The sequence below is a fragment of the Lactiplantibacillus brownii genome (assembly GCF_031085375.1).
Classification (GTDB): domain Bacteria; phylum Bacillota; class Bacilli; order Lactobacillales; family Lactobacillaceae; genus Lactiplantibacillus; species Lactiplantibacillus brownii.
The window spans coordinates 1-24,312 of the sequence record NZ_JAVCWF010000008.1 but is presented as its reverse complement, the minus strand read 5'-3'; the positions used below and the strand labels follow the sequence as shown (position 1 = coordinate 24,312).

26 protein-coding genes and 1 pseudogene are annotated in these 24,312 nt (G+C 41.4%); 11 read left to right on the top strand and 16 right to left on the bottom strand.

Annotated features, from left to right (window positions below):
• Window positions 1-240: 240 nt before the first annotated feature.
• Window positions 241-1,206 (bottom strand): IS30 family transposase, encoded by a 966-nt coding sequence (locus RA086_RS15735; RefSeq protein ID WP_016526705.1) that lies wholly within the window; start codon window positions 1,204-1,206, stop codon window positions 241-243.
• Window positions 1,207-1,355: 149 nt separating this feature from the next.
• Here RA086_RS15735 and RA086_RS15730 point away from each other — a divergent pair, with 149 nt between their 5' ends.
• Window positions 1,356-2,285, top strand: a complete 930-nt coding sequence (locus RA086_RS15730; RefSeq protein ID WP_013356271.1) for an IS30-like element ISLpl1 family transposase — start codon at window positions 1,356-1,358, stop codon at window positions 2,283-2,285.
• Window positions 2,286-2,322: 37 nt separating this feature from the next.
• On the opposite strand, the gene RA086_RS15725 is transcribed toward RA086_RS15730, so the two are convergent.
• Window positions 2,323-2,622, bottom strand: coding sequence for a hypothetical protein (locus RA086_RS15725; protein ID WP_016526703.1), 300 nt, complete (start codon window positions 2,620-2,622; stop codon window positions 2,323-2,325).
• A gap of 1 nt (window position 2,623) precedes the next feature.
• Window positions 2,624-3,484, bottom strand: a complete 861-nt coding sequence (locus RA086_RS15720; RefSeq protein ID WP_013356270.1) for a ParA family protein — start codon at window positions 3,482-3,484, stop codon at window positions 2,624-2,626.
• Window positions 3,485-4,430: 946 nt separating this feature from the next.
• On the opposite strand from RA086_RS15720, the gene RA086_RS15715 reads away from it, so the two are divergent.
• The 4 genes and pseudogenes from RA086_RS15715 (at window position 4,431) to RA086_RS15700 (ending at window position 6,418) form a co-directional block, all read left to right on the top strand.
• Entirely contained in the window at window positions 4,431-4,763 is a 333-nt protein-coding gene (locus RA086_RS15715; protein ID WP_308704594.1) for a hypothetical protein, read from the top strand.
• 286 nt (window positions 4,764-5,049) lie between these two features.
• A pseudogene (locus RA086_RS15710) lies at window positions 5,050-5,391 on the top strand (replication initiator protein A); the annotation flags it as partial.
• 249 nt (window positions 5,392-5,640) lie between these two features.
• A complete protein-coding gene (locus RA086_RS15705; protein ID WP_003646131.1) occupies window positions 5,641-5,922 on the top strand; it encodes a type II toxin-antitoxin system RelB/DinJ family antitoxin in 282 nt (93 codons plus the stop codon).
• On the top strand, window positions 5,912-6,418 hold the full coding sequence (locus RA086_RS15700) for a hypothetical protein (RefSeq protein ID WP_308704595.1): 507 nt from the start codon (window positions 5,912-5,914) through the stop codon (window positions 6,416-6,418). Before RA086_RS15705 ends, RA086_RS15700 begins: the two co-directional genes overlap by 11 nt.
• Here RA086_RS15700 and RA086_RS15695 read toward each other — a convergent pair.
• Complete coding sequence (locus RA086_RS15695; RefSeq protein WP_122211492.1) at window positions 6,408-6,686, bottom strand: hypothetical protein; 279 nt, start codon at window positions 6,684-6,686, stop codon at window positions 6,408-6,410. The two genes, RA086_RS15700 and RA086_RS15695, sit on opposite strands and share 11 nt — an antisense overlap.
• A 22-nt stretch (window positions 6,687-6,708) precedes the next feature.
• A complete protein-coding gene (locus RA086_RS15690; protein WP_225083674.1) occupies window positions 6,709-6,918 on the bottom strand; it encodes a hypothetical protein in 210 nt (69 codons plus the stop codon).
• 271 nt (window positions 6,919-7,189) lie between these two features.
• Between RA086_RS15690 and mobQ the strand changes: the two genes are divergently transcribed.
• Complete coding sequence (gene mobQ, locus RA086_RS15685; RefSeq protein WP_265481487.1) at window positions 7,190-9,250, top strand: MobQ family relaxase; 2,061 nt, start codon at window positions 7,190-7,192, stop codon at window positions 9,248-9,250.
• A 14-nt stretch (window positions 9,251-9,264) separates the two neighbouring features.
• Here the strand turns inward: mobQ and RA086_RS15680 are convergent, their stop codons facing one another.
• The 5 genes from RA086_RS15680 to RA086_RS15660 all read right to left on the bottom strand — a co-directional run bounded on the left by RA086_RS15680 (window position 9,265) and on the right by RA086_RS15660 (window position 13,183).
• Complete coding sequence (locus RA086_RS15680; RefSeq protein WP_014940864.1) at window positions 9,265-9,927, bottom strand: HD domain-containing protein; 663 nt, start codon at window positions 9,925-9,927, stop codon at window positions 9,265-9,267.
• Window positions 9,927-11,318, bottom strand: a complete 1,392-nt coding sequence (locus RA086_RS15675; RefSeq protein ID WP_041142890.1) for an MFS transporter — start codon at window positions 11,316-11,318, stop codon at window positions 9,927-9,929. The genes RA086_RS15680 and RA086_RS15675 overlap by 1 nt, the downstream gene beginning before the upstream one ends.
• Before the next feature lie 297 nt (window positions 11,319-11,615).
• Window positions 11,616-12,497, bottom strand: coding sequence for an IS3 family transposase (locus RA086_RS15670; protein ID WP_232310845.1), 882 nt, complete (start codon window positions 12,495-12,497; stop codon window positions 11,616-11,618).
• Window positions 12,494-13,030 carry a helix-turn-helix domain-containing protein gene (locus tag RA086_RS15665; protein WP_057785073.1) on the bottom strand — a complete coding sequence of 179 codons (537 nt, stop codon included), beginning with the start codon at window positions 13,028-13,030 and terminating at the stop codon, window positions 12,494-12,496. The genes RA086_RS15670 and RA086_RS15665 overlap by 4 nt, the downstream gene beginning before the upstream one ends.
• 66 nt (window positions 13,031-13,096) lie before the next feature.
• Window positions 13,097-13,183, bottom strand: coding sequence for a putative holin-like toxin (locus tag RA086_RS15660; protein ID WP_153152501.1), 87 nt, complete (start codon window positions 13,181-13,183; stop codon window positions 13,097-13,099).
• Window positions 13,184-13,488: 305 nt separating this feature from the next.
• On the opposite strand from RA086_RS15660, the gene RA086_RS15655 reads away from it, so the two are divergent.
• Together RA086_RS15655 and RA086_RS15650 are read left to right on the top strand one after the other, a co-directional pair.
• Window positions 13,489-14,568: an FRG domain-containing protein gene (locus tag RA086_RS15655; RefSeq protein WP_014940866.1), complete on the top strand. Its 1,080-nt coding sequence runs from the start codon at window positions 13,489-13,491 to the stop codon at window positions 14,566-14,568.
• Between the two features lie 109 nt (window positions 14,569-14,677).
• On the top strand, window positions 14,678-15,262 hold the full coding sequence (locus RA086_RS15650) for a recombinase family protein (RefSeq protein WP_308704632.1): 585 nt from the start codon (window positions 14,678-14,680) through the stop codon (window positions 15,260-15,262).
• 340 nt (window positions 15,263-15,602) lie between these two features.
• On the opposite strand, the gene RA086_RS15645 is transcribed toward RA086_RS15650, so the two are convergent.
• From RA086_RS15645 to RA086_RS15630, 4 genes are all read right to left on the bottom strand, one after another.
• Window positions 15,603-16,151, bottom strand: a complete 549-nt coding sequence (locus RA086_RS15645; RefSeq protein ID WP_003712348.1) for a cysteine hydrolase family protein — start codon at window positions 16,149-16,151, stop codon at window positions 15,603-15,605.
• 1 nt (window position 16,152) lies between these two features.
• The gene (locus RA086_RS15640; RefSeq protein ID WP_308704631.1) at window positions 16,153-17,592 is read right to left on the bottom strand and encodes a nicotinate phosphoribosyltransferase; all 1,440 of its coding nucleotides are present in this window, start codon (window positions 17,590-17,592) and stop codon (window positions 16,153-16,155) included.
• A gap of 115 nt (window positions 17,593-17,707) precedes the next feature.
• Window positions 17,708-18,412 carry an NUDIX hydrolase gene (locus tag RA086_RS15635; RefSeq protein WP_308704630.1) on the bottom strand — a complete coding sequence of 235 codons (705 nt, stop codon included), beginning with the start codon at window positions 18,410-18,412 and terminating at the stop codon, window positions 17,708-17,710.
• A 171-nt stretch (window positions 18,413-18,583) separates the two neighbouring features.
• On the bottom strand, window positions 18,584-19,414 hold the full coding sequence (locus RA086_RS15630; protein WP_260145138.1) for a metallophosphoesterase family protein: 831 nt from the start codon (window positions 19,412-19,414) through the stop codon (window positions 18,584-18,586).
• Window positions 19,415-19,608: 194 nt separating this feature from the next.
• Between RA086_RS15630 and RA086_RS15625 the strand changes: the two genes are divergently transcribed.
• Entirely contained in the window at window positions 19,609-20,205 is a 597-nt protein-coding gene (locus RA086_RS15625) for a TetR/AcrR family transcriptional regulator (protein ID WP_308704629.1), read from the top strand.
• A 91-nt stretch (window positions 20,206-20,296) separates the two neighbouring features.
• Here the strand turns inward: RA086_RS15625 and RA086_RS15620 are convergent, their stop codons facing one another.
• Together RA086_RS15620 and RA086_RS15615 are read right to left on the bottom strand one after the other, a co-directional pair.
• Window positions 20,297-21,631, bottom strand: a complete 1,335-nt coding sequence (locus RA086_RS15620; RefSeq protein WP_159074730.1) for a cupin domain-containing protein — start codon at window positions 21,629-21,631, stop codon at window positions 20,297-20,299.
• A complete protein-coding gene (locus tag RA086_RS15615) occupies window positions 21,624-22,487 on the bottom strand; it encodes an SIR2 family NAD-dependent protein deacylase (protein ID WP_108477702.1) in 864 nt (287 codons plus the stop codon). Before RA086_RS15615 ends, RA086_RS15620 begins: the two co-directional genes overlap by 8 nt.
• Window positions 22,488-22,755: 268 nt before the next feature.
• Here RA086_RS15615 and RA086_RS15610 point away from each other — a divergent pair, with 268 nt between their 5' ends.
• On the top strand, window positions 22,756-23,616 hold the full coding sequence (locus RA086_RS15610; RefSeq protein ID WP_064578772.1) for an IS982 family transposase: 861 nt from the start codon (window positions 22,756-22,758) through the stop codon (window positions 23,614-23,616).
• Window positions 23,617-23,892: 276 nt separating this feature from the next.
• Window positions 23,893-24,312 (top strand): recombinase family protein (locus tag RA086_RS15605; RefSeq protein WP_308704628.1); only part of this gene is annotated, 420 nt, incomplete at its 3' end.

Genomic DNA, 24,312 nt, shown 5'->3' with positions numbered 1-24,312 from the left:
GCTGTAAAATTTCTGGCATTGGACCACACCAATGCCAGTTTTTTTGTTATTTGTCATGTGAAGTTGATGGAATCCTTATGAAGTATCTGGAGCTTAATTGGTCTAGGTACTTTTTTATACCGTCACAGTTTGACGTGCTGGGTGAAGCCATTGGCGTTGAATCTTAATACGGTTGACAAAGTTCTCCCAATTACGGAAGCCAAAAGCAGTGTTTTTAATCTCCCGAATTGTCAAATTAAGTTAGAAATTTTTTAACTGTTCATCTGTAATCTGACTGATGAATGCTTCCAGAGGTGTCTGGTAACCCAAACTTTTTCGTGGGATGTGGTTTCGTCGACTGGCAACTGCTTGAACAAATCCATCTGATAGCTGGTCCATAATAAGATTGTGACGTAAACCATCTTTACGCAGCAGACCATTGGTGTTCTCATTTAAACCACGTTGATTGGGTGCTCCGACAGCGGCAAAGTAAATATTTAAATCAAATTGGTTAGCAATGGTTCGCCAACCGGCGAACTCCTTACCATTGTCAAACGTAATTGACTTAAATAGGTGTCGTGGCAGCTTCGAAAGCCATCCTGCTAAACTACGATTGACATCGTGTGCCGACTTGGTATGCGAATTCAGCACAATTGCGACCTTAGTTTGTCGTTCAACCAGCGTGGTTACCGCACCCTGATGGTTTTTACCTTGAACCGTGTCACCTTCTAAATGGCCGAATTCTTGATTAAAATTAGGATAGTCCTGATAACGATTCTTTAAATCCCTGCCCAATTGACCCGCTTTCCCACGGCGTTCAATGTAACCATTAGGGTGCCGTTTGCCGTGCATCGGTAAATCTTTGGTCGACAACCCCAAAACACCGCGTTTGAAAAGGCGGTAAAGGGTTCGAACCCCACAGCTGAAAGCCCGTTCTTGGCGATTAATAATGGTATCTGGTTGCCAACCAGCTTGAGTTTTGGCTTGAATATAGGCCAGTTCATCAGGGCGTAGTTGAATTGGTTTACGCCCACAATGTTGTTTATGCTTTCGATAGTGGCATTGGTAATCAATAATCGTACCGCCAGCGTCAAGAAACCGATAAATACGATACACAGTTTCAGCACTCCGATGGAGCGCTGGGGCCACTAGATAAGCCTTTTTACCGAGTTTCCAAAAAGAATAAATTGTGGCAAGTTCGTCTATAGTAAGATGAGTATAGGTCATTTGTGATCAGCCTTTCTTTTGATTTTGACACTCAAAAGTCTATCACAAATGGTAGATTGTAAAATTAATCCGAACGCTGTTCGGACAAAAAAGATCAGCTTCCTTTAAAATGGTGTTTACCACAAACCCATCTTTTAGGAGCTGATCTTTTGTCTAGTATAACCTATTCCGAACGAATTAAAATCGAAACCTTTTGTGAACTAGGGCTGTCCAATATCCAAATGGGCGTTCGGCTGAACCGATCACCGTCAACAATTTCTTATGAATTATCTCGATGTCAACCTTATCAGGCTGAATTAGCACAAACAGATGCCGAATACAAGCGATCACGATGTGGTCGGAAAACTAAGCTGAGCGATGAGTTAAAGCAAAAAATTCTCAACCATTTACGTCTAAGCTGGTCACCAGGAATGATTGCTCACGAATTTAAACTAGCTACTAAATCTATTTATAATTGGCTAAATCAGGGGAGAATTGGTTTCTCCTTGAATGATCTACCTGAACATGGCGTACGCCAACGGCGTAACGTTGACCAACGATCCAAATATAATCAATCTTTGGGGCGATCAATTGAACAGCGTCCCATGATGATTAATCAACGTAAGCGCATCGGCGATTTTGAACTAGATACAGTCGTTGGTCCTCGTGGGCATAGTAAGGCAGTTTTATTAACTTTAATCGATCGCAAATCACGGTTCCTTTGGGCATACCGGTTAAAAGATCGGACGACAGCGACTGTTAATGAAGCACTAACTAAGTTCCTAACCACTTTTAATGGTCCGGTGCACAGCTTTACTGTGGACCGTGGCACTGAGTTTAGTGGGCTAGTATCACTTGAATCACAATATGGTATTAAGACCTATTACTGCCATGCTTATACGCCAGCTGAACGTGGTAGTAATGAACGCTTTAATCGGAATTTACGTTATTTTTATCCTAAAGGGACTCGTTTTGAGCACATTAGTGCTCAAGATTTAACGACGACGTTACTCCAAATTAACCAGCGACCGCTTAAAATACTCGACTGGCAAACACCGTATCAGGTTATACTGACAAATTTGTCCAAAAATTCGGATTAAATTTGCAATCTACCCTTTTATTTTAATGTAGCACTGCTTACATATTCTCCCGCAATACGGTATACCTGCGCTGTTGTTCCTCGGTCATATCCTTGTAATACTGGTCAATAAGAAGCTGGATAATCTCGTAGTCGAAGCTAACATGTTCAATTGTCTTCAGGACTTTCATATCCTTGTAAGTCTCTGCGGATACCTTAAGGGATTTTTTCTGATTTTTTGGCATAGAGGAAGATTTATTCTCTTTTTTCGTAGCATTATCTGTTGCATGGTACTCTTCTGATGGCTTTACCGCTCCGGTAACCCTTCGTTGAAGAATATTAGGCTTTTTACTTGGCATCTTACTTGGCCTCCTTATCATCTATAAATAAGCCAATCCGGCTTAATAACTCATCGGTAACTTGCTGGTACTTGTCTAACACTCGCTTATCGAAGCGGTCCTTATCGGTAATTCCATTAATTGGGAATCGTTTAATCCGGGCCATTTGAGTAACAATATTTGTGAATACATTTTCTTCTCCAAACTCATCCTTAGCAGATTGTATGATTGTCTGATCGACACCGTTACGGGCATCGTGAAGCATTGGCAAGATACCAATTACCTCTATATCTAGCTGATACTCTTGCTGAAGTTTAGAAAGGGTATTCACATACTCTTCTGCACCGGATAGACTATCATCGTGTGTTTGCAAGCTGATAAGTGCAAAGTCTGAGAAGATAACAGCATTACGGGTAATCTCAATACTAAATGGTGGCACATCCAACAGAATTACATCATATTTCTTCTTCAATGGATTAAACAAGGGCTCCAACAGATGTGTTTCTTCGTACTCATTATTCGTATTCTGATATAAATATTTCGTGAAATCTTGGAAATCAATATATGAAGGAATTAGGTCAAGGTTATCCATTATCTTAACTGGTAAGTCTGTTAGATCTTTCTCCTGTACGCCTACCATCAGAGTTTTTTTAATTGAGTACACGGTATCTTCCTGCTGACTTTTCGTTAACATTAGTGTTTTAGTGGCGTTGGCTTGTGGGTCTAAGTCTGCAACCAACGTATGTATTCCCATTTTAGCTAAGGTATAAGCGATGAGATACGTGTTAGTTGTTTTTCCCACGCCACCCTTTTGATTACCAATCACAATGGTTAATGCCTCATCACGAGACTGTATAGCCTTTACTACGTCTGGAATATCCATAACAACGACCTCCAATTGATTTTTAATTAGTATACCACAATTTAATAGTGAAAGGGAAATTTCCCTAAATAGTTATTTAGATATATAGAATTAGGGATATATAGAAATTGGGATAAAGGGAAAAAGGGATACTTATCGACTGAGAACACTGTTATAATGGGAATTAAAAATATCCCTAAATAGAAAAAGGGATTTAGGGATAATTCTATTTAGGGATAATTCTATTTAGGGATAAATAGATAAAGGGAAAAAGGGAAATTAAATATAATTGTTGACAGATATCCTATGAAAGGGCTATAATCATTGGTATTGACAGTCCTACTATATGATGTGTTTTTAACATTATTTCCACCGTTTGCTGTACTAACTGTGAATCATGGGGGACACTGTCAGTAGTTCAAAAGAAGTAATACCTAAAAAACTGCATAAAAAAAACACCCACCGACTGGCATCGGTGAGCGCCACACAAAAGTCAACTCATTTACTGACTATTATATCATGGCCGGTGCGATTTTTAAAGCCCTAGGGGACAAGCTGGGGTCTAAATCCAAGGGGACACGTTTGCCAGGGCGACTTCAATAAGTCTGGCTATACCACAACAAGGTCATCTGTACGGCTGGGTGGTGAATGGTGAGCGCGACCATTAACGGCGCGGGTGGTAAAACGAAGCTTCGGCTTGGTGCCACTGATTAGTTGGTGATCGAACAAACATAAATACGTATTGCCAACGCCTACTAGGGCGTTTTTTAGTAGGCTAAACCGAAAACGTAGGTTTATAATGAGTGGTGGTAGCAATACCGCAATTGTACAGACAAGCGACGGGCGTTAACGACCGACGAACTAAGGGGAAACTTTTAGTAGTAGAATTGTACTCTGGTTCAGTTATTCCAAATAGCTGATTCCAGGGAACAATTCTGCGCTCAAAACGTCACTCCCTCTAAACTGAATGGAAAACCGTAACCCGTCAAGTCAAATTCCAAAGAAAAAAAGAAAGTTGGTGGAATTGTTGGAATGTAAGGATTACATTGTTCCATTGAATCCAGATGTGATCGTTAAGAAGACAATCTATCGGAGTTCTGCAAGAATTACTGATCGGCAAAGGAACCAAGTGAAGAGAGTTTTGCGTAGTCAAGGGTATCAGGGAAGAATTAGTAGTATTCGATACACTCGGGTAAATTACAAGTATTCATTTAAAGTATTCGTGAAGTATCAGGGGAGTGTCGGTAAGTTTTTGGTTAATACAAAGAATGAGACAGTTGAATTCAAGGGAATGGCCTAGACGTAATTTCAGTGAATTTCACAAAGTATATTTACCGATAAATCAGGGATTGAATAGCTATACCAATTGGTTATCAGAAATTTTCACAAAGGTAAAATAACGGATCGTTGTTTTATCAGGGTGAATGGTGGTTACTTGGGATAAGCCGCCTTATGTGAAGTAGAAATTGGTATACTAAAAAAGGCTCCCGGTTTAACACTGGAGGCCTTTTTTCTAGGTTACATATTTTGAGGATGAATGTTTTTATCTTCGTAGCTTTTACTTGGGGGCTGTAACATGATGAATACTGCTTAGTTTTTGGTGCCGTACCCCGCAATAGATGCGTCGCTTCGTTGGTATTATCTTAAATGCTAAGTACCGAGTTGAGAAGGATCATAAAAATATTGGCGTCATAATCCCACTGGACGACGAAGAACTTAAATTTTTAATGACTAAAGCCTTGAGACGTTACTTTAACGCCCTAAGAAGCAATGAGAAGCACATCAAGAACGTGGAAAACTACCTGTACGGCACCATGCAAAATCTATTTGGTGTTTGGTGGAATAAACAAGCGGCTAGAGAATACGCGGCCAAACACCCCGAAGAAGAAAAGCCGGCCGACAACGACAACAGTGGGTTGTACTACTAGTCCTAAAAGGCTGCAAAATCCTTTCTAAACGGTTTTGAGACTTACTCACCCTTTATGCTTAAGCTATATTTAACTGGCTTAAACAGAAGAACAGGGGCTTTTAAATAAGTGTCAGAGATAACTAGCTCAAAAGTTCAGCCTTTAGATCAATGCCAACCTCAAGTGGTCTGAGGCCAGGGCTTTATCTATTGATAAGGTACTCAAAAGGTAGTATAATGGTAGTAGTAAAAGAAAGGAGATGAGACAATCATGGCAGTTAAGGAAAAGAAACGGGTCCAAGTCAAGATTGATAAAGATTTGGCCGATGATACCGAAGCAGTTTTAAGCGAATTGGGCTTAAATCCAACCACGGCCATTAACATGTTTTACAAGCGGATTGTTGCTAATGGTGCTTTACCTTTTAATGTGTCTTTAAGCGAAGAAGAAAGAGCTAATTTACGCTTTTTAAAGGCGACCGAAGGGACACCAGTCACCGAGTTCAAAGACGCTAAAGAGGTCGCTGATTGGCTCAACGATCCAGATGAGGACTAATGACTTAGTCAGCCTATACGTTAGTTTTGTAGAAACTAACGGTGGCAAGTCTCGACCAGTTTTAATTCGTCGGGTATCAGGACAGACGGTCGAGGCTTTTAAAATTACTAGTCAGTATGAAAAGAAGTCGGCTTATATCAAGCAACAATATTATCCGATTCAAGATTGGCAATCCGCTGGGTTGAAGAAACCTTCCTGGGTCGATCTTGGTAATATTTATCGCTTTCCCAAAGCCGGTTTAAACTTTAAAGAAATCGGTCATTTAAGTAAGCTAGATCAAAATAAAATTTCAGATTTTACGCTTGACCTAAAATCAAAAAGAAGAGGTAAGGGTCAAAAGATAATTCAACAGCGATCAAGTAAAAGGAAGCACAAAGAAAGTAAAGCAGAGCTTACACAAAGAATTCAAAAACAGTTAAAAGACTTTGCTAAATACAATCCAGAAATTAAGCCAAAAAACAATCCTGAAAATAAAAACGATCGGCCTAGTTATTAGGTTGATCGTTTTTTAATTTATCCGGTTTATGGGCGTTAACATAGTCAGCAAATATTTTTAAAAGTTCTTCGGTTTGTTCGACTGATAAGTTATCAGCCTGAAAGTATTTTTCGATTAAGGCTCCTTTTTGAATTAGTCGACGAGAGCGGGCCTTGCGTGCTTGGCGGTTTTCATAGTATTTAGATTGCCGTAATTTAAAATCTTCTCGTTCAATTTTTTGATTTAAACGTGCTTGTTGTTTAACTAATTTTTCATATTGATTAGGCATGGAATTTCCCCATCTCGTATGGCTAATGATCTACGGACTTTACCTTTAAAAATTCAGAAAATTGCTTGGCTAAAAGCTTAATCTGATCGTTAGACAAATTAGCATAATCTAAATTGGCTTGACTGATGATTTGTTTACCTAGCCGTTGTTCAATCTTATTTTTTTCAGCTTTAATCTTTTGATTAAGGGCTTTTAATTTAGCTTCTTGTTTTTCTAAGTTACTTTGAGACATAACGATCCCTCCAATCATATTAGAAATAATCACCGAAACTATATCATATAGGAAACGTTAAGTCAAAGGATAAAAGTTGAAATAGCGAAGCGGAAGGCATACACTAGAAGTAAATTTAGGAGAATCAGCAGTCCGAGTGAAACGAGGTCAATGCGCACTTACACGTCATCTTTGATGACGTTGTGCTAAACCCATTAAAACTTGTATTAGAAGTCGCCGTTGGCGACAACAAAATCAAACCCATAAACCCTAAAAGAAAGGAGACAACAGCATGGCAATTTTTCATATGAGTTTTCAAAATATAAGCGCAGGAAAAATGCGTAGTGCGGTTGCCAGTGCCGCTTATCGAAGTGGTGAAAAGCTATTTGATGATAAGGAAGGTCGCCACTATTTTTATGCCCGCTCGGTTATGCCAGAAAGCTTTATTTTGACGCCAAAAAATGCACCAGAATGGGCCAGTGATCGAGAGCAGTTGTGGAATGAAGTTGAAAAGAAAGATCGTAAATCAAACTCACGGTATGCAAAAGAGTTTAACGTGGCTTTACCGGTAGAATTAAGTGAATCCGAACAGAAAGAATTACTGACAAAATATGTGCAAGAAAATTTTGTTGATGAGGGCATGGTAGCCGACGTGGCAATTCATCGCGACCACCCAGATAATCCGCACGCTCATGTGATGTTAACCAATCGCCCATTTAACCCCGATGGTACTTGGGGACAGAAAACAAAAACCGAATACATTTTAGATAGTCATGGTAATAAAACTAAGACCCCTGCAGGGAATGTAAGAAACCGAAAAATTTGGTTGGTTGATTGGGATAAAAAAGAAAAAATAACTGAATGGCGGCACAATTGGGCGTTGAGTGTTAATCAAGTTTTAGAGCAAAAAAATATTCCCGATCGGATCAGCGAAAAATCCTTTGAAAATCAAGGAATAGATGAAGTTCCAACTCAACATGAGGGAATCAATAGTAAGCGGCATGAAAGAAAAGAATTTAATCAACAAGTTAAGGACTATCGCAAGGCCAAAGCCAGTTATAAAAATAACCAAGAAAAAGCAATCAATAGAGGTCATTTAGATAGCCTAAGTAAACACTTCTCGTTTAATGAAAAACGGGTAGTTAAAGAGCTAAGCCATGAACTGAAAACTTATATCAGTTTGGAGAACTTAGATGATAAGCGGCGCATGCTATTTAATTGGAAAAACAGTACCTTAATTAAACATGCGGTTGGTGAAGATGTGACTAAACAATTATTGACAATTAACCAACAAGAAAGCTCACTCAAAAAAGCAGATGAACTCTTAAATAAAGTGGTTGATCGCACGACTAAAAAACTTTATCCAGAGCTTAATTTTGAACAGACCACGCAAGCTGAAAGACGAGAATTAATTAAGGAAACCAATAGCGAACAAACAGTTTTCAAGGGTAGTGAATTAAACGAACGTTTAATGAACATTCGTGATGATTTGTTGACACAACAATTATTGACCTTTACCAAACGGCCATACGTTGGCTGGAAGTTATTAATGCAACAGGAAAAGGAAGTCAAAATCGAACTGAAATATACGCTGATGATTCATGACGATAACTTAGAAAGTCTAGAACACGTCGATCAAGGGTTACTAGAGAAATATTCACCAATCGAACAGCAAAAGATTACTCGCGCAGTCAAAGATTTGCGAACAATCATGGCTGTTAAGCAAGTTATTCAAACGCAATACCATGAAGTATTGAAAAGGGCCTTTCCCAAAGGCGATTTAGATGGATTGCCATTGACTAAACAGGAACAGGCTTATACAGCCGTGATGTACTATGATCCAACTTTAAAGCCATTAAAAGTCGAAACAATGGAACAATGGCAATCAAATCCACCACAGGTTTTCAGTACCCAAGAACATCAATTAGGGTTAGCTTATTTGTCGGGACAGCTTAGCTTAGATCAGTTAGAAAATCATCACTTACAACGGGTTTTAAAGCATGATGGCACTAAACAACTCTTTTTTGGCGAATGCAAAGTCGATCCGACGATTAAGAACAGTCAGATCGAGAAAATTCAAAAACAGTTAAAAGGGCAACAAGCCAAGGACGACCAGTACAGAAAAGCAAATATCGGACATTATCAACCACTGAACTACAAGCCAGTTAGTCCAGACTATTACTTAAAGACGGCCTTTAGTAACGCAATCATGACCGCCTTATATGCCCGTGATGAAGATTACGAACGGCAAAAACAGGCGCAAGGTTTAAAGGAGACTGAGTGGGAAATGACGAAAAAGCAACGGCAACACCAAACCCGGAACCGGCATGAAGATGGGGGTATGCACTTGTAATCAAAATGTACTCATTATGTCTCATCTTTTACACCTGTTTCCATTTGGAATTCAGATAAGAAATCACGCATATACTTTGTTCGACGACTGGCTTCTTGCTTTCCCGTTCTGGTATTCATTGAACTTGCTAATTTCAGTAGCTTTTCATAAAAGTGATTGATGGTTGTACTTTTGTGATGGCGATAATCATCGTGTGTTTTGATTTCCTTCACTGATATTTTGGGATCGTATATTTCCTGTCCAGCGTGCCCGCCGTAAGCAAATGCACGTGCTATGCCGATTGCACCTAGTGCATCAAGTCTATCAGCGTCCTGAACACATTTACCTTCGTTAGAAAGCTGGTAATGGTGTTCAATGTTGTCAGAATATGACATATGTTGGATAATATCTAAAATGTCTTCTCTAGCCGGAGTTGCAATATTCTCATGGCTAAGTATAATTCGTACTTCTCTCAGTCTATTCTTTTTATCTGCAGTGACTTTTTCGTCTATGGTGTCATGCAAATAGCTAGCTGCTTTCACAACATACAGACCAATATCAGTTTCATCTTTTTTAAAATCTTCTGTATATATTTTCTGAGCTAACTTAGCCACTCTTTGGGCATGAAGAAAATCATGCCCAGTTGGATCAAAGGCCATATTTTCTTTAGAAAATGATTTTATATCATCTAAACTCATTACTCTTTATCTCCTTTAATTACTTTATTTCGTAAAGCTATCAAGCATAGAGAAATTGTGAATACGGCAACAAAAAACAAAATCAAGAAATTGATTGCTAACCCCCATTTTGTCCCTGAAATTACACTCCCTTGTTGTTTCTGCAATAAAGAAACAATAGAGGACGATATTGCAATTCCAACTGCTCCTGAATAAGCTTGAACCGTCATATAAATCGAATTACCATCATTTACTAACCCAGCAGGTAATTGAGACAAACTATAGGTCATGATGTTACTGTAGCTAAAGCTCAATCCCACCATAAAAAGCATATATATTAAAACCAGCCCGCCAATACTTGGTGTAAATAGGTTGGCGCCCAAAAAGGTCAGTCCAATGATTATACAGCCACTTATAATGGGTAAGCGGGGTGCAGTTTTATCGTAAATAATACCAGCAACCACCGATAGCACTGCATCAATCACAGCGGCAGGAGCAATTAGAAAACCTACCAAACCAGGTGACTGGGCAAAAAGTATTTGTAGCACATTAGGGATTAAGTATGACATACTCAAAGAACTGAATTGCAATAGAAAAAAAGCACTTAACAACTGCAAAAAGCGTTTGTTTTTAAAGAGACTTAATTCCAACAATTTATGGCTCTTATGCTTCTCATTAAGAAGGAAAAGTAAGCCACTAAAAAAAGCTGTTCCTAGTAAAAATAAATACAATTTAAAAGAGCTACTGTTAGCAGTCAAGTTAACAATAAACATCAACGTCGTTGTCAAAAAAATGGCCAAGAAAATGCCCCCACGGACATCAAAGGGAACGTAATGAACCGGTGAACTTTGTTCAATGCTAAGCTCACCAAGCAGCCAGGTAACCATAATAATTGGTATTAAAATTATAAATAGAAAATGCCAATTGAATGTGTCCTGAATTATGCCACCATATATGGGACCCACTGCTGGTGCAAAGGCAATAACTAAGCTACCTAGCCCCATAAAAGTGCCAACTTTTTTCTTTGGCACTTGATCTAGTATGACAGCAAACATCAACGGTAACGCGATTCCATCAGCAATGCCTTGACATAAGCGGCCTAGCAAAACTAAATTAAAGCTGTTGGAAAAGCTTGCAATCAACGTACCGACTAAAAAGCTTAAGCACGAAACTCTAAATAAAGTTACCACACGAAACCGTCTTAAAAAGAATGAACCCAATGGAATCAAACTAGTTGAGACTAGCATATATCCAGTAGTCAACCATTGAACTTGACTGATAGGTATAGAAAAATACGTTGTTAATTGTGGGAAGGTTATGTTTAACGCTGTTTCAACCACTATTCCTAAAAAGCTTAAAAGACCAATCGAAATTATTGCGCTCAATAGTTTGTTGTGTTTCTCTTGAACCAAGAATTTCACCTTCCAAACACTACATATAGTTTTTATTACATATTATACCACTATATATGGTTCTTAGGCCGTTGCTCCTACATATTTTCAAGAACGAACAATAGTTTCTCTAGCCTTTGAGAAACTACACTTAAAATAGTCGCAAGTCCGTTATAGCCATGCTATAATGTAAACAGAAAAAGGAAGCCCCGCTAGAACAGGGCTTCCCATGTAGAGCCGTTTAAGACGGTGGCAAAGTTTAATAATAGATTAAATAATCCGTTAGCCTGAAGTGAACCCTTAAAATTGGACAAATTGTTAAGCTGCTTTTTGAACGGCGAGTTCTCGGTATTTTACCGGGGGCTTGCCGTTTAATTTTGTTTTGATACGACGGTTGTTATAGAAGTCTATCCAATCTTTCATTGCTTGAATTAGGCTAGTTTTATCTTCAAAATGTTCATCCATCATTTCTGCTTTCATAATATGAAAGAATGACTCCATTACTGCATTATCAAGGCAAGTCGCTTTACGAGACATACTTTGGAATGCATGATGTTCTTTCAAGAGCGTTCGCCATTGGCGATGTTGATACTGAAAGCCTTGGTCAGTATGAACTGTTGTCCGATAATTTAGTGCCGGAAGTCCTTCTAAAGCTTCTTTGAGCGGTTTAATGGCGAATTCAACTGTTGGATGTTCACTTATATTAAATGCTAAAATTTCTCCAGAGAATAAATCTAGTACCGGTTCCAAATAAACGCGTTCATTTGTTCCCATAGATCCATATCGAAATTCACTGACGTCTGCTACAAGTTTTTGATAGGGTCTGTCGGTCTTAAAGCGACGCTTTAACCGATTAGGGGCAATCCTACCAACTAATCCTTTATACGAGTTATATTTACGAGTTTGGCGATTAAAGGCATGACATATCCAGGCATGTTCTTGCATAATACGTAAAACCCGCTTGTGATTTATCTGAAATCCTAAATCATGCAGAGCACTTGTAATTCGACGGTACCCGTACTTCTTTGTGTATTTTAAATCTTGTTGTCGAATTTCATCAATTGCTTGAATAACTTGATCGTCATTGAATTTTCGACCTTCATGATTTCGAGTGTAGTAATACGTGCTACGCGGTATTTTAATTACTTTGAGAATCAATTTAATTGATACTTGGAATATTTGCCTCAACTCAGTCGCTATTTTCGAGATTTCCTTTGTGCTGATTTTTTCCGAGCTAAGGCTTCTAATTTTTTTAAGTATTCATTCTCAATCTTCAACATTTGATTCTCTTTTTGGAGTTGCTTTAAAGTATCTTTTGTTGTTGAGTTGTCCTTTTGGACAACTGGTTTAGCGTTCTCATTCTTGTGTTTTGCCATATTTTTCGAGTTGCCTCGCTTTCGCTCAAGCCCTTTTATCCCTAATGTCTCAAATCGCTTTTCCCATTGCCAAATTGTACTTGGCGAGGATAAATTAAAGTGTAAGGCGGTTACTGGAAGTGAGGCCTGATTTTGTTTCCTCCAGTTTAATACATCAACTTTAAACTGACTAGTGTATTCTAAGTCCATGGCTTTTGGCTGAAGTCCTTTAATACCAAATCTTTCAAATCGCTGAATCCAAATTGAAACGGTAGCCTTGCTGCCAATCCCATACTTTCTCGCTAGTGAATAAGCTGCCTGACCACTTAAATACTCGGTGACAATCTTAACTTTAAAATCGAAATTAAATTTACTCATAAATGAAACCCCCAAAATTGGATTTTTCTGTCCAACCTTGGGGGTTCACTTTAGCCCTGCCAAAAGCTAAGACGGATTATTTTTTTGCTGACTTTTGATCAGCTCAACAATTAATGCAATCAAGGCCACGATAAATGTACCGAAAGCTAGCATTAATTGTAAAGCGTCCGAAACGGACACTTAGGCTACTCCTTTCGTTAGGATTTATGGGCTTTAAAGGTTTAACACCATAAGCACCGCCTCCGATCGGAAATAGCCACCGCCTTAACTTCTCTACTTGATTCATTATACAGAGATATAATTCTTTTAGAAACATATTTTTAAATCAGTAGTGTACTTCATTCTAACCTGGATTAGTGTATTAACGTAAGTCATCTTAGTAAGAACATTGAGCATAAAAATACGGTAATTGATTCATTTTATCAGAGTGCTTGCTTATATCTATAGGAGGTTCTATTTTGAATATTCAATCTGTAAATAGTTTTTTAAGCAAAAAAGCAGAATCCCTAAAGTCTATAAAAGCTAATGTAACAGTTGATGGAAGAGGTTTGCTACCACGATTTTTCTATAGAGGACAGTCAAATGACTTCAAAAGTAGTAATAACGTTGCTAGCATCTTTAGACAAAAAGAGCTCTCCGGATATACCCATGAATATTCATTTACTAATGAGTACATGCGTAGGTACGCAAACGATTTTAACAATTTAGAAAACAATTTTTCTCGCCTGTCTTATATGCAACATTTTGGCTTGCCAACTAGGTTATTAGATGTAACGACCAATGCTCTTGTCGCTCTTTATTTTGCCTGTCAATCTCATCTTGATTCTGAAGGACATGAAACAGACGGGATAGTTACCATGTTTTTTTCTAACAAGACACAAAATATTGATGATTTCACATACTATAGTAGTCGCAGTGACACCGTGGAAGTCTTATCAACATTAGCATTGATGGACGAAGAAAAAAAGAAAAGTATTTATAGAAAAATATCTTCTTTCAACAAAAATATTGATGATTTGTTGAAAGAAGATGAAAATCATTTATACCAAAGTTGGTACATGGATCTGGTCAAGCAGTTCCCAGAGGGCTATTATGAACAACTTTCTGAGGAAAACCAAAAAGTATATGACTCACTAAATGATTTCTATAAAGAAATAAATCAGTCTTATGAAATGCAATGCCTGTATCATGATATTAAAAGAGATACTGGTTATTTTGCTGATCTAATCAACTTTAGAACTTTACTTCACCCATTTTTCGTCGAACCTTCAATTAATAATGAACGCTTACGAGCTCAAAGTGGTTTTTTCCTTTTTGAACCTTATGATGGTACATCATGTAGCTTGGAAAATATTCATGATGATATTGATAACAAAGTATCTCTGTACAATGGACACAATGAGCCAATTAGATTAGTAATTCCTGGTGAAAAAAAGCAACAAATTTTAAACGAATTAAATCAATCATTGGAAATAAACCAGGCTACTTTATTTCCAGACAAAGAAAATGTGGCTAGTTATATAAAAAATAATTTTTAATAAAAAATGTTTAAAGGCCATTAGGGCATACCCTAATGGTCTTTTTTATTTCTGTGCTATACTAGGAATTACAAGTGTTCATTAGAACTGTCCAAAAGGGGAACTGGAAATGGCTAAAATCGGTTATGCGCGTGTGAGTTCCAAGGAGCAACATTTAGATCGACAGTTAGCGGCTTTAAAAGACGTTAATAAATTATTTACGGATAAATTAAGTGGGGCTAACACCAAGCGACCAGAACTGCAAAAAATGCTGGCCTATATTCGTGAGGGTGATATTGTAATGGTCACTGAATTAGATCGCTTAGGCAGAAACAACCATGATTTGACTAAGATCATGAACTCCATTCAAAATAAGGGTGCCACCCTAGATGTGTTAAATTTGCCGTCCATGACCGGGATTGCTGACCCAAATTTACGTCAACTGATGACCAACTTGATTATTGAACTCTATAAGTATCAGGCCGAAAGTGAACGTAAGCGAATCATTGAGCGCCAGCAACAAGGGATTGCCTTAGCTAAGCAGCAGGGTAAATATCATGGGCGCAAACCCCAATATGCCAAAGATGATCCCCGTTTGCAACATGCTTTTAAGCTTTATCGAGCTGGTATGAGTGACATTGATGTGTCCCGAAATACAGGTATTAAACGGACGACCTTTATCAGATATCGCAAAAAGTTTAATATAAAAAGATGAGACTTATATGTCAGATAAATTAAAAACCGTTTTTTATGAGCAGCAAAACTATTTTGAGAAAATGATGGGAATCATGTTAGAGTGGTATCATTTATTAATCGGAATGCAAACAACTGTGCTCAACATAGTTCTGAAAGTGTTTGTTGTTCCATTCTTCGATTGCATGCTTAGTAGCTTTCAATTCATCGTACACGTTTTTATTTTCAAGATTGTATTTGAAAATAAAATGTTACCTTTTACCCTAGAAAGGTAACGCCAAAAGAAAAATTTCCAATGCATTTAGCAAAGGGAATTTTTTGTAATTAATTCGTGGTTTTTTTGATAATCATTTGAAAGTGAATTATCGAATTGTGGCCCCTAATACGTTTTTAAAATGATTCATCGCCCATTCAGCACCAGCTGGTGAGAACGTGGCCACGGCTGCTTGTGGAATCACAATGTGGTAATCCAGGTTGTAGGCACTGATTGCGGTGTGGAGGACACAAATATCAGTGCAGACACCAGCAATCCAGACTTCATCAATCCGCCGTTCCCGCAGGTAGTTATCCAAATTGGTGTTTTGGAAGGAGGAGTAACGGTTCTTATTGAATTTGTAGACATGGGAGTCGTCATGATGTTGATCAAACCAGCTGCCGACTTGGCCGTATAGTTTCTGACCGGTCGTCCCAATAATATTATGGGCCGGATATAGTTTGGTTTCTGGATTGAATGGGTCATTAAGCCGGTGACCATCAGTAGGAAAGATCACATAATCATGCTGGCTTAAGAATTGATCGGCTAACCGCATAATTTCTGGGGCCAACGTCTGCGCTGGCTTGCCAACCGTTAGTGATCCCTTATCAGCCACAAAGTCGTTTGTATAGTCAATAATTAAGAGCGCTTTAGCCATCTTAATGTTCCTCCGTAAATTGAGCTTTAGTAATTAACTGTTCTTGCAATTCAGCCAATGTAGCTGTTAAGTAAACTGGGTACCGATCGGGGTTAACTAACCGTTTTGTGGCTTCTGGTAATTCTGCCACTTGATCCATTGAGAATTGCTGAATCTTAAAGAGATCATTTTCGATTGGGGAAGCATTGGAACCCAGATATTCTTGCATCAATGGCTTAGCATTAAAGTTAGTCAGAACTTGACTGGCGTGCGTGGCTGCCGAATTAGCATTAACCACTTTCAATGGAGCCGTGATGTGCTCATCAGCCAGGGCAATCACATCGGCGATCGCTTGGTGAAGGTTATCTTGCCGGTAAATCCGGTAAACTTGCTTATTACCAGGCAGGGTGATCTTTTCTCTGCTATCACTAACCTTAATTTTTGGGATCCATTGATCATTAATCTTTTCTTCGGCGAGCTTATAAACGCCACTTAATACCGGACTGGAGGAACTGGTAATTAAACGTTCCCCAATCCCAAAGTTATCAATTGGAGCTCCTTCATCCAACAACGACTTAACTACATGCGCATCAAGGGCATTTGAAGCTGTAATCTTTGCCTTGGGGAAGCCAGCATCATCGAGCATCTTCCGGGCTTTGATGGCTAATTGCGAAATGTCACCGGAATCGATCCGGATCCCGACTGGTTGGTGCCCTTGAGCGCTAACTTGCTTGAAGACCCGAATTGCGTTCGGCACTCCTGACTTCAAGACATCATAAGTATCAACGAGCAAGGAAACTTTGTCAGGATAAACCTTGGCCCAAGCTTGAAAGGCACTTAATTCATCAGAGAAGCTTTCGACCCAGGCATGTGCCATTGTGCCGGCCGCGGGAATATTAAATTGACTGGCTGCTTGTAAGTTCGACGTGCTGGTACAACCGCCGATCACCGCGGCTCGCGCCCCATACGTGGCGGCATCAGGGCCTTGCGCCCGCCGCGCGCCAAATTCCATAATTGGTCGGCCTTGAGCGGCATGGTTGATTTGCCAAGACTTCGTCGCAATTAATGATTGATGGTTAATGATGTTTAGAATAAAGGTTTCTAACAGCTGGGCTTCAATCAACGGTCCACTAATTGAAATAATTGGTTCCTGTGGGAAAACAGGGGTTCCTTCTGGTAAAGCCTTAATCGAGCAGTGATTTTTAATCTTGCTCAGGTAATCCAAAAACTCGGGAGTAAATTCATTCAGGGAGGTCAGGTATTCAATGTTCTCCTTAGTGAAATGCCAATTTTGAACTTGTTCTACCACCTGCTGGAGACCAGCGACAATGACAAAACTACCGTTGTCGGGAACCCGGCGGTAAAAGACGTCGAAGCGAGCTTGTCGATCATGGGGTAGGGTAGCGTAGTACCCATTGGCCATGGAAAATTCATATAAGTCGGTTAATAGTTGTAGATTCATCTTAAATGCTTCCTTTTAAGTAAAAATTACTTTAATTTGGCTAAAAATAAAAGTATGGTTGACTTTTATTTACGTCTAGTATAAATACTTTGCAGCAAAATGCAAATGATGCCCTTTAGTTAAGTTGGTAGAGCTTTGGTGGCCGCCCAGAATGGTTCAAAGTGGCGACCCCGACTTCTTTGAAGAGGTGGTTGTGAGTTTTCTTAAAGTTGGAATTATCAATCTTGTCAATTGTCGTACCTAAGAAAGCCGCAAAGACTTCGCGCGCTTGGCGCAGGGTAAAGGTATTACCTAAGATCCGAAGAATTTGGGGTTGATAGTCCAGCTTGTTTTTAATCCGATTAATGGCGGTAGTAATGATTTGAATATGATCAAAGACCAGGTGACCGGCGGGACTTAGGATAATCTCCTGTTGGTCATGGGTGATCACATAGTTGCCCTGATCTTTATCAAGCACGAACCATTGGGCATCTGTGGCCCCATACCCTGGATGCAATTTTGGGGTTGATGGTAAATAGGTCATATAGGCGAGTGCCAGTGCCCGAGTTCCCGTAACCCGCTTGGGATCTGTAAAGGTGGCCAGTTGTTCGGTTGAATTCATCGGAACTTGCAGGCCAATTTTATCGTCAATTAGACGAATGCAGGCCGTGTCGGCACTCTCTTTACTCCGCAAGAGGGTTTCGGGGAGGACCCAATGTCCCTTTAGAGGTTCATCTGCCCGCTTAATCAATAGTAATTGTGGTCGGTGTAATTCAGTATTAAAACTCCAAATGACGTTGGTGATGGTCACCAATGGCCGGGCAATAATTTCACTATCCAATTGACGCTCCTCCCTTCATAATTGTTAACTCAACTCTATTTTAGCATTTCTCGGCCACTAGTAATTGCCCAGTTGCTTTAAATCATGTTTGACGAGGATTGCTAAATTTTGAATGGTGATCGACGTCGGCTGGGCTGTTTTAGCAGTGAACCGGGTAAGAATGGATGCGGGTTAACGGTGAAAGTAAGCCTGTACCTCTTGCGGATATCCCTGAGCGGCGTTTACCCGACTGAGCAGGGCCTTGTCGTGGGTGCTGGTGAACCCCGTTTGCCGTAAGTGGCGGTATAGGTCGAAGTAGGGCAGCTCCTGTTGTTTCGCCCGTGCGATCTCTTGGGAGATGTCGTAGGAGACTTTGCGGAAGTCAACGGACAGCTGACCGGCATCGGTGACGGTCAGGATGGCGTAGTGGGCCCGCTGGTCGGCCATGAACTTGGCGTAGGGACTGTAAGGTTGGCCGGTCGCTCCCGGGTTAATGATCAGTTGCCCTTGGTCTGACGTCCGGAGGAGCTGCTGATGAATATGGCCGTAGACCGCCACGTCATGCTGTCCCACCAGGTGGTCGAAGTGGGCTTCGGCCTGGTTAGGGTACAGGTCGTGACCGGTCGAGCGCTCCGGTTGGTTATGGGAAAGCCCGAAGTCCAGGCCATTGACCGTGCGACTGGTGGCGATGGGCTGTTTGACTAGTGCCTGGAAGTGGTTGGGAGATAGACGTTCGATCAGATATTGGGTTAGGCGGGCGAAGTAGACTTCGGAGGGGTCCTCCAGCTGGACTTGACCGTCAACTAGGGCCTGAATCCCCTGGTCCCAGTTGCCCTGCAACCAGACGCTGGGCTGGACCGCGGCTAAGGCCTGGTAAAGGTCCTCTGCGCCTGGCCCCGGTAAAAAGAGATCACCTAGAAACCAGTAATCCGTGACGGCTTGCTGGCGAGCGTCCGCTAAGACGGCGGTCAGTGCGGACAGGTTTCCGTGAATATCGGCCAAGACGGCAATTTTTTGTAACATGGTGTCACTTCCTTGAAAGATTGAATGGCCTCGTCGAACATATTTCGGCGGGTCACCGGTATGTCGTCCATGAGTGAGACGACTTTACATTTTTCGGACAGTATCTATAATAATGGACAGGTTGTTGGATTGAAACGCTCGTTCGGAAAAAACTTGGGGGACGAGAAGACAGTATCGCGAAAGGGAGTTTTTTAATGCGAAAGACGGATCGTCGTACGCAGTATACCATCACGGTCATCAAAGATGCGTTTATTCAGCTGATCAAACGGCATGGTTACTTCGGCATGACCGTGACGAAGCTGTGCCGGGAAGCCGATATCGCCCGGTCGACGTTTTATCTCCACTTTGATGGCTTAGATAATGTTTTGAATGCAGTGCTGGATGATGCGCTAATGTTTACGGATAATCGGCAACTGACGGCGCTGGGTGCTGGTGCCCAATCGACGGATATGGATTATCTTAAGGAAAATGAGTCGCAATTGGCCGCTTGTCAACGCGTCGCCGACTCCAACAAGTACCATGAACTGCTGATGGATCCCATGCTCAGCGAATATATTGTGGGCCGAATCATTGCCCGGGAACGGCAGCGGATGGTGCCGGCCATCCAACGGCGAACCGGCCTCAGTGCGGTGGATGCGGAAAAACTCTTTATTTACACGGTCCACGGGTCGTTTGCCATGAACAAGAAGAATGGGTTCATCAAGAATGACGCGTGGTATCATGACCTCCGCCTGTTGAACCGGTTCATCAATAGCGGCTATACCGCCTTCCAAGGCGATTTGTCGGACTGAACAGGGGATGGCGTCTGACGATTGAAAAAGCGAAAAGGAATTCTACCACTGAGAATTCCTTTTCGCTTTTAGTTTGGCGGAGAATTCAGCCTTAGTGGGTCGGCGTCGTGACGGCTAACCGTTCAATTAAGGCGCGTTGCTCAGGGAACAACTTGATCAGCGCATCCGGCTTGGGAACCATCAGCTGGCCCTTGTCTTGTGGCGGAATATTGCCGCTGATTTGAGAAAAACCAGCGCCATCGCCGGTCAGGTGCTCAAAGGCAATGAAGGTTCCGGCCTCCACGTAAAAGCCGTGGACTTGATCTTTCGTTTTATCCAGTCCTAACTGAACCTGGTAGTACTTCCCTTCTTGCGTAAAGCAGTGTGCCACCACGGCGTCGCCCATCGAATACATCCAGGCTTGACCCCGTTCGACAAAGTGGAAGTGGGCGGGATGTTGCGCATCGATGGTCAGGTACATGGTCAATTCGCCGGGACGAATTCCTTGGTTAACCATGTAGAAGGGCAGGAAAGGTTGGGCAGCTTGTTCCTGTTTAGCCTGTTGTTGAGGTGTCAACTGGGGATGGGGCTGGGTAGGCCCCTCAATCTGGAGCCCCTGAGCTTGCCCGGTGGTCAGAGCATGGAAGGCTTGGTCAATCGTTGACGAGAAGCCAATCGCGCGGTCGATAATGTTATCGGGGATGTAGAGCTGCCCCTTATTGATGGTGAGGTAGTGACTATGGGGAGCATCCGCCACCAGCTGCATGCTTGGCGCTTTGATCAGCTGGTTTTGGGGGCCAATTCCCAGTTCCAGAACCAGGAGTTTTTGGTTCTGGTAGGTTTGCAAAAAGTCGGTGAAACCATGGGCCCGCGTTTTATCGGCCTGAAAGGCTTCGCCCGCTAGGTTGAGGACTAATGGGGCACCGCACTGATCGCAGGTGGGCCGGTCGGCAAGAGTTAGGGTCCCGGCTTGGTCCTTCAGGTAAATCTGGTGGAGTTGGGCGCTGAGGTCCACCGTTCCGTGTTTTTGGGGATGTTCGCGACACACGCCGCTTAACCAGTTACCCTCGATTTCGAAGGTGTTCTGGAAGCCGGCTAAGTCGAAGTGGTGGTCAATGTTGGACGTCCAGAAGTAGGTGGGCTTATTCCCTAGAAGGTGCTTTAACGTGGTCATTAAGGATGACGAGTGATAATTATGGGAATAATACTCGGTAATCCGGGCATAGGCACGCCACTGATCCAATGGGTCGGGGTAGTGATAGCTTAGGGCCGTGAGTAGGTTTGACAGCGGGTACTTATCGGCTAGGTCGCCTAAGACCTGGTGTAATTTGGCGTCTTGGGCGAATAGATTGAGGCCTTCGGAGATGGATAATCCATTGCTGGCGGTGACTAAGATGGCGTCGGCATCGGTTAACCAGTGTTGGGCGATTTGAATTGAATTAGGCATGGGCTCCTCCTTGCATGAAACTAGCAGCTTCCTTAAGCACTTGGTTAATATCAGCGCTGATTAATTGAGAACGGTGTTTAATTTCGGGACTGGTCAGCGCATCCTTGGGATTGATGTTCACGTAAAAGGTTTGGGGCATATAGTGCGTCATTTCCCAGAAGGGTTCTTGGATGAACATGGGGGTCATCCGCCCGACACCCATCTCGAGAAATAGGATCTTTTGACCAGCGTGTTGCCCCAGGAAACGACTGATCTTTTGGTATTCGTCGTGGTAGCGTTGGTCTTCTAGAAATTCTGGACTGCGTACCCAGAAGGTTAGGGGGGCGCCATCGATGGGACTTACGGGAAAGTCTTCGCGGGGTAACCGGTGATTTTTGATTTTGGGTAATAGGCGTTCGACAATAGCTTGGTTATCGTAGAGGTGTTTATCCGTTTCGGTGTTCTTGCTTTGAAGCAAGTAGTGCGATCCCTGAATCTCACTGACGCTGTCGGCGGGAAAGTACTGTTTGAATAGGCCGTCTTGGTTGGTGGTGATGAGGTGGTAGGGTTTATCACCAATCACGGTCCTAAGGTATTCATAGGTCTTCTTCTGGGCCGGAATCTCAAAAACCATCTTCCAAGCAATCAAGAAGAAGGCCCAGCGTTCCTCCGGGGAATCAAAGTGGGTGTAGAAACCGTTGAAGAGGCCTTTAAAGTGGTATTTATCGTAGAAGTATTTCATGTGCTTCATGAAAAGTGGGCTGGCTTCATACCAGAAGTCCATCCCAGCGGCGTTCGACAAACCACTGCCGCCGCCCACTAGAATGGCGTCGGCTTCATTAACGTGTTGCACGAATTCTTTAACTTGCGGTTCCATTGATTAGGCTCCTTTGACTGTTTTAAAAATGATCGATAATAGGTGTTAGTCTAAGACCTGATCAGGAATAACTTAAGTACAGCTGCGTTAAAGTGTCTAGTTATGGACAGGTTTTTAAATGTGTCGCGAACTTGGGAAAACAAGAATATCCATGCGTTATTAGAGATATCCTTAGACCCGTTGTGCTAGTTGAAATGGGACAATTAAAGTACATAAAAAGCCTGGCAGGCTTACACTTTTAAGTATCCTAAACAAAGAAGTGTGAACGATGTCAAGCCAATGTTATCTTACTCAACCTACAACTATCGTGCAAGCACCTTGGCAACCCTGGGTTGCGGTTGTAACGCCACTATATCAACGTTATGTTTCCTGCAAAATTCGGCAAAGAAAGAATGCTAATCATGCCAAAATATCAGATGTAACTATCATGGCTTTGATGTGTTGGCAGGTATCACTTGGTATCACTAATCAATGTGCTTTTTATCGTCTGTTAGTTGGGTTAGGGCTGACTGGTTTGCCGGAACGATCTCGTTTTAATCGACGGTGCACAGCTATGGGCTGTCTGCTCCAAACCCTGCGGGTTGGTTTAGTTAAACACTGTTTACCATCAGTGACTTACACCATCATAGATAGTTTTCCAATCCCATTATGCCAATCAATTCGTAATCATCGAGCCAAAGTTTTACGCTCACTTGCTGACATTGGCTATAATGCCACCAAGAAACAATGGTTCTATGGTTTAAAGGGACATTTTCAGGTCACCAATCAAGGCATTGTAGTGGCCTATTCAATTTCAGCTGCTTCAATTCATGATATTCGTTTAGTGCCAGAATTGATTGACCAATACGCTTGCTCACATGTTTTGGCCGATGTTGGCTACCTTAGTCAACCACTAAAAGATCAATTAAAGCAACGACACATTGATTTCTGGACACCCAAACGCCGTAACATGCCCCAATCACGACTGAATAGCACCTTATTGAAGCGCCAAAGGCGCATGATCGAAACTTTATTCTCTAAATGGCAGGTTTTATTTCAGGTTGAACATAATCGGGCCCGATGTCTGCGTGGCTTCAAAAGTCGATTAGAACAACTTTTATTCGTAGATACCTGGCAGCTAATTAACTAGCACAACGGGTAATCTACTAGATTATTTTTTGCCTGTGACAATAATCATTTTGTATAACCAAGTAATCAATCAGGCACTACAAGTGGCTAAGCGTTCCCCTGTTAAAAGGGATTAGATAAAAATTTTTCTTGACGTTTTTTATATATAATGAGTAAAGTGTTTAGATAGAGTGAAATCAGGCCATAACTTAACAGTTGTGGCCTCTTTTTTGATACTGTATAATTAAAGGGTTAGAACCGTGTCATTACTTAATGACATAAGTAAGGAGAGAAAAAGATGAAATATGGCTATGCGCGGGTCAGTACCACTGATCAAAAATTAGCAAATCAAATTGAGTTACTAAAATTGGCAGGAGCAGAAAAAATCTTTCAAGAAAAGTTTACCGGCACAACTACCGAACGACCGGAGTTTCAAAAACTGTTGCGCGTTCTAAAAACAGGCGATACTTTGATTGTCACTAAGTTGGATCGGTTTGCGCGGAACACACGCGAGGCCTTAGCCATTATCCAAGAGTTGTTTAAAGAAAATGTCAAAGTTAACATTTTGAATATGGGCTTAATTGACAATACGCCGACTGGCCAACTAGTCTTTACAATATTTAGCGCCTTTGCGCAGTTTGAACGCGATATGATTGTCACGCGCACACAAGAAGGTAAAGTGTATGCCAAGCAACATGATCCGTTGTTTCGGGAAGGA